General features: G+C 62.5%; 3 protein-coding genes. All 3 read left to right on the top strand.

The genetic code is table 11. From position 1 onward, the window contains the following. Window positions 1–571 (top strand): histidine phosphatase family protein (locus EN984_RS31425; protein ID WP_164765785.1); only part of this gene is annotated, 571 nt, incomplete at its 5' end. A gap of 14 nt (window positions 572–585) precedes the next feature. Further along, window positions 586–1,686: a glycosyltransferase gene (locus tag EN984_RS31420; protein WP_127270580.1), complete on the top strand. Its 1,101-nt coding sequence runs from the start codon at window positions 586–588 to the stop codon at window positions 1,684–1,686. Then, a partial coding sequence (locus EN984_RS31415; protein WP_127379188.1) for a sugar phosphate nucleotidyltransferase occupies window positions 1,686–2,390 on the top strand: 705 nt, incomplete at its 3' end. The genes EN984_RS31420 and EN984_RS31415, both read left to right, overlap by 1 nt.

The raw sequence follows: 2,390 nt of genomic DNA, 5'->3' as shown, positions 1-2,390 counted from the left end.
CCATGCGGCACACGACAATGTCGGCTCCTATCTGGCAGGCCGTATGGACGGCGTTTGCCTCGGGGATGCTGGTAAGGCGCAGGCAACGCAGCTTGGCTGCCGCATGGCCCGGGAGCCGATTGCAGCGATCTTGTGCAGCCCGCGCGAGCGGACCCGGGAGACGGCCCTGCCAATCGCGTTCGCCTGCGGCGTCGGGGAAATCGCGATCTGTGCCGAACTCGACGAGATCGACTTCGGCGACTGGTCGGGAAAGACCTTCGATGAGTTGAGCGGCAACGCCGGCTGGCGAGCCTGGAACGACCAGCGGCAGGAGGCCAGGACACCAAACGGCGAAACCATGCTGGATGTCCAGCAGCGCGTCGTCGCGGTGATGAACGCTGTCCACGAGCAGCATCAGAATCAGTGTGTCGCCCTGGTCAGCCACGCCGATGTGATCAAGGCCGCCGTCTGCAAAGTCCTTGGCTTGCCGGCCGGCGACTGCTTTCGCTTCGACATCGATCCCGCCTCGATCACCACGATCGTGTCGGGCGACTGGGGGGCGAAGCTGATCCGATTGAACGAAGTTGCCTGACGAGGATTTGCCGGATGCAGATGGTCATTTTCGGTCTTACCGTCACGTCTTCATGGGGTAACGGCCATGCCACCTTATGGAGGGGACTGATCAGAGCCCTCGCCCGGCGCGGCTGGTCCATCACCTTCTTCGAACGCGACACACCCTACTATGCCGGAACGCGCGATGTTGATCATCTGGACGGCGGCAACATCGTGCTCTATCCGGACTGGGAGGATATCCGCCGGGTCGCGGAGCAAACGATCAAACGATCGGATGTCGTTATCGTCACCTCTTATTGTCCCGATGCCGTGGACGCCTCGCGGCTGGCGCAGCAGGCAGGGCGCGGACTGCGGGTCTTCTACGATCTGGACACTCCGGTCACGCTTGCCCGCATCGAACAAGGTGAGCGTCCACCCTATTTCGGCCCCGAGGGTCTTGCCGATTTCGACCTCGTCCTGAGCTACACAGGCGGCTCGGCGGTCGACGCGCTGAAGGCGGTTCTGGGCGCGCGTCACGTGGTGCCGCTCTATGGGCATGTCGATCCGGATCAACACCGGCCGGCTACGCCGCGGGCCGAGTTCAAGGCCGATCTCTCCTATCTCGGAACCTACGCGCCCGATCGCCAGGCGGCCGTCGAGAATCTGCTGGTTCGCCCAGCTGCGCGCTTGGCGGACCAGCGCTTCATCATCGGCGGCGCACAATATCCGCAGGAATTCCCGTGGAGCGACAACATCTTCTTCGTCAGGCACCTTCCGCCGGCCGATCACCCGGCGTTTTTCTCATCCTCTCGTCTGACACTGAATGTGACCCGCGAGGCGATGGCGCAAAAGGGCTGGTGCCCTTCGGGCCGGTTGTTCGAAGCAGCGGCATGTGGAGCGCCTATCGTAACCGACACATGGCCGGGCCTAAGCAGCTTCTTCGAACCCGGCAGCGAGATCCTGCTGGCCCACGACACCGATGACGTGGTCGCGGCGCTCGCCTTACCCGCAGGAGAACTCGATGCTATCAAAACCCGTGCGCGCCAACGGGTTCTCGACGAACACACCTCTGGCCGGCGCGCGGCGGAGCTGGACCAGATTCTAAACGACGCCTTTCAAAGATCTCCCGGCGAACCGATGATGGAAGCAGTCTGATGTTGGGCATTGTGCCCGCTGCCGGGCGCGGCAGCCGCATTCAACCGCTCGGCTTCTCGAAAGAGCTGCTGCCGGTCGGCAGCCGGATCGATGGACAGACCGAGCGTCCCTGCGCCGTGAGCGAGTATCTGGTGCGGCGGATGGTGCACGCTGGTGTCGACAAGATCTGTTTCATCATTGGATCGGGCAAATCCGACATCCTCGAATATTACGCTGCCGGCTATGGTGACGCCGCGGCTCTCTTCGTGGTGCAGCCCAATCCCGTTGGACTTTGCGATGCGATTTTTCGGGCAGCGCCTCTCGTCGCGTCCGATGAGGTCGTCCTGGTCGGCCTTCCCGACACGATCTGGTTTCCCGAGGACGGCTTCTGTCATTTGCCTGACGATCAGCTTTCATTTCTGCTCTTCCCGGTGGATCGTCCGGAATTCTTCGACGCCGTCGTTGTCGATGACCACGAGCGCGTGATCGAAATCCAGGTCAAGCAACAGGACGCCGCCACGAACTGGGTTTGGGGTGCGTTCAAGATGCCGGGCCAGATCCTGCATCAGCTTGCGGCACTCTGGCGTGAACGGGAATGCCGTGACGAATATATCGGCACGTTGGTCAACGCCTACCTTGCGGCCGGAGGTCAAGCCTCCGGCGTCAAGGCTGGGTCGGCCTATGTCGATGTCGGCACGTTCAACGGCTATCGCACGGCTCTGCGG

The organism is Mesorhizobium sp. M7A.F.Ca.CA.004.12.1.1 (assembly GCF_003997835.1).
Taxonomy (GTDB): domain Bacteria; phylum Pseudomonadota; class Alphaproteobacteria; order Rhizobiales; family Rhizobiaceae; genus Mesorhizobium.
This window is presented reverse-complemented; position numbering and strand designations above follow the sequence as displayed.